The organism is Salinihabitans flavidus, from assembly GCF_900110425.1.
GTDB classification, from domain to species: domain Bacteria; phylum Pseudomonadota; class Alphaproteobacteria; order Rhodobacterales; family Rhodobacteraceae; genus Salinihabitans; species Salinihabitans flavidus.
The window spans coordinates 1-2,877 of the sequence record NZ_FODS01000066.1 but is presented as its reverse complement, the minus strand read 5'-3'; the positions used below and the strand labels follow the sequence as shown (position 1 = coordinate 2,877).

Below are 2,877 nucleotides of genomic sequence, written 5' to 3'. Positions count from 1 at the left end.
TGCGTGGTCGTGGCGCTCCCGTGACGAACTTGTCCCATAATGCTTCCTTCCATTCCCGAGAAAGGATCGCACCATCAAACCATGGGATCAAACACGACCTGCATCCGAACGCGATCTCCAACCTCGAGATGGGGTATCTGTTCGAAGATCTCATCCGGCGCTTTTCGGAAATCTCGAACGAGACGGCCGGGGAACATTATACCCCGCGCGAAGTCATTCGTCTGATCGTCTCGCTGCTGTTGATCAACGACAAGGATGCCCTGACCGGCACGGGTGTGATCCGCCAGATCTATGACCCCGCCGCTGGCACGGGCGGGATGCTGTCGATCGCTGAGATGGAGATGAAGGCGCTGAACGACCGCATTCGCGTCGAGCTTTTCGGGCAGGAACTCAACCCGGAATCCTTCGCGATCTGCAAATCCGACATGCTGGTGACCGGGCACAATCCCGAGAACATCGCCTTCGGCAATACGCTCACGCAGGACGCGCACCCCAACAAACGCTTTCACTACATGCTCTCCAATCCGCCCTATGGCGTGGACTGGAAGAAATACGCCGATCCAATCAAGGATGAGGCGGCGGAGATGGGCATGTCCGGGCGCTTCGGGGCTGGGCTGCCGCGCATCTCGGACGGGCAGTTGCTGTTCCTGCAGCACATGATCTCCAAGATGCGGCACGACGAGCAGGGCTCGCGCATCGGCATCGTCATGAATGGCTCGCCGCTATTCACCGGCGGGGCCGGGTCGGGCGAGAGCGAGATACGCCGCTGGATGCTGGAGAATGACTGGGTCGAGGCGATCATCGCGCTGCCCACCGATCTTTTCTACAACACCGGCATCCAGACCTATGTCTGGCTGCTCACCAACCGCAAGGACCGGGCGCGGCGCGGAAAGGTGCAGCTGATCGACGCCAGCGGTGAGCGGTTCTGGAAATCGATGCGCAAGTCGCTCGGCTCCAAGCGCCGCGAGATTCCGCCCGGTGCCTGCGATCAGATCGCCCGGATCTATGCCGAGATGCTGAACGGCGATGGCGAATGGGGCGACGTGTCCAAGATCTTCGCCACCACCGATTTCGGCTATCGCGAAATCCGGGTCGAGCGCCCGCTGAAACTAGCCTTCGCGATCACGCCCGAGGGGCTGGAGGCGCTGCGCGAGGCCAAGCCCTTTGCCAGGCTCGACGAGGAGGCGCAGAGCGCCATTCTGGAGTCGCTGGAGCAGCATCTGGCGGGTGATCGGTGGGTGAGCCGCCGTGCATTCGACACGGCCCTCAGCGACGCGCTCCGGGCCGCTGGCGTCAAGATCGGCGCGCCGGTGCGCAAGGCAATTCTGGGCGCTCTGTCGGAGCGGGTCGAGGCGGCGGAGGTCTGCACCGATGCCAAGGGCAAGCCCGAACCCGACACCGATCTGCGCGACCACGAACTGGTGCCGCTGAACGAGGACTGGCGCGCCTATGTGCAGCGCGAGGTTCTGCCCTTCGTGCCGGATGCCTGGGTGGACGAGAGCTACACCGACACACAGGATGGCGGCGTCGGACGTGTCGGCTACGAGATCAACTTCAACCGCTACTTCTACAAATACGTGCTGCCCCGGCCGCTGGAAGAAATCGACGCAGAGTTGAAGGCGCTGGAAGCCGAGATCGCAGGGCTTTTGCAGGAGGTGGTTGAGTGATTTCCATGCCCGACTGCCCGGTTTGTTATTGCTTTGGCAGGGTTCGTATCCTATCTATGATCGTAACAAGACCCGCCACGCCTCGGGCGGAGCCTCGGCTTCGCACTGCGCACCCCGGCGGGTTACTTGTTTTTGGGGCTTGGGTTTCGCAGCGAGGTGACGCTGCATGAAATTCTCCAAGCCCGCCACCTCGATCCCTGATCAAATCGCGCTTCTCAAGAAGCGGAGCATGATCGTCGAGGACGAGGTCGCCGCGCGGCATTACATGCAATTCATCTCCTACTACCGCCTCCGCGCCTACTGGCTACCCTTTGAGGTTCCCGCCGAGGAAGATGGCGATCATGCTTTCCGTGCGGGAACCCGGTTCGAGGATGTCCTGACGCTCTATATCTTTGACCGTGAACTACGGCTGCTGGTGCTCGATGCGATCGAGCGGGTCGAGATCGCATTGCGCGCCCAATGGGCGCATTACATGGCAATGACGCACGGCCCCCACGGCTATCTGGATCAGAGCCACTATGCCCATATAGACCGGCACGCCAAGGCCGTGGCGGAGTTGACCAAGGAATTCGACCGCTCGCGCGACACCTTCGCCGTGCACTACCGCGAGAAATATACCAGCCCGGAATTGCCGCCGATCTGGATGGCGGCCGAGGTCATGTCCTTCGGCCTGCTGTCCAAATTCTTCGGTGATCTGAAGCGCCGGGCCGAACGGCAGGCCATCGCCAAACCCTTCGGCGTGGATGAGAAAGTCCTCACCTCCTTCTCGCATCACATGAGCCATGTGCGCAACATCTGCGCCCATCACGGACGGCTCTGGAACAAGCGGTTCACGGTCAAGATGACGGTTCCGAATTACCCAGCGAAGCTGCCCGTCGCCATGCGTGGTGCGGATGAGCGGTATCTGCACAACACCCTAGTCATGCTTGATCACCTGCTGTCGATCATCGCGCCGGGGAGTGAATGGAAGCAGCGTGTGGTCGATCTGATCGACGGCTGCCCCCTTGCCGATCCGCACAACATGGGTTTCCCTGAGGGCTGGAGGGAACGGCCGGCCTGGAGGGGCACCGCATGACGGTGGAGAGATATTATCGCTTCCATGGGGTAGCAAGTTTGCTGCAGGAGGTGATTGAGTGAGAGTGTCTGACGTCAGCACCTTTGGGACAGATTTGAGGATTTGAACAACGGAGGGTTTCTGGTTCATCATAGC

At 60.9% G+C, this 2,877-nt stretch carries 2 protein-coding genes; both read left to right on the top strand.

From position 1 onward, the window contains the following. Positions 1 to 1,667 (top strand): HsdM family class I SAM-dependent methyltransferase (locus BMW66_RS20730; protein ID WP_139196334.1); only part of this gene is annotated, 1,667 nt, incomplete at its 5' end. A gap of 166 nt (positions 1,668 to 1,833) precedes the next feature. After that, complete coding sequence (locus tag BMW66_RS19745; protein WP_093120874.1) at positions 1,834 to 2,742, top strand: Abi family protein; 909 nt, start codon at positions 1,834 to 1,836, stop codon at positions 2,740 to 2,742. Positions 2,743 to 2,877: the final 135 nt, after the last annotated feature.